1 protein-coding gene is annotated in these 529 nt (G+C 65.6%); it reads right to left on the reverse strand.

Annotation, left to right across the window (positions count from 1 at the left end; translation table 11 throughout):
* Positions 1-529 (reverse strand): ABC transporter substrate-binding protein (locus tag PV341_RS45265; protein ID WP_500361088.1); only part of this gene is annotated, 529 nt, incomplete at both ends.

The raw sequence follows: 529 nt of genomic DNA on the forward strand, positions 1-529 counted from the left end.
GTGCTGGACCTCGGCGCCGGTGCCCTCCACGACCTGGATCCCGGTGTCGCCGGCTATCGAACTGCTCTGCAGCGAGGCGATGTCGGCCGAGTCCAGACCACGGTAGGCCAGGTCCACCGACCCGTCCTCCACCGCCTTCTTCAGCGCCGGCTCGTCACCGAAGAACTTCATCGTCATACCGGAGTTACGGATCTGCGCCGTGCCCTGGTAGTCCCCGTTGACCGAGAACACCGCCTGCTCGCCGGCCTCGTAGGAGTCCAGCTTGTACGGGCCGGAACCGGTCGCCTTGCCGTCCGTGCGCAGCTTGTCCGCCGGGTACTGCGTGTGGTCCACGATCGAACCCGCACCCGAGGCGATCTTCATCGGGAACGTCGCGTCGGAGTACTTCAGGTGGAACACCACCCGCTCCGGCGAGGGCGTGTCGATCGTCTTGATCGCGTCCAGCAGCACCGCCGGACCGTTCTCGTCATTGATCTTGATGGTGCGCTCGAAGGAGTACTTCACGTCCTGCGACGTCAGCGCCTCACCG

The organism is Streptomyces sp. PA03-1a (assembly GCF_033792805.1).
In the GTDB taxonomy this organism is placed as follows: Bacteria; Actinomycetota; Actinomycetes; order Streptomycetales; family Streptomycetaceae; genus Actinacidiphila.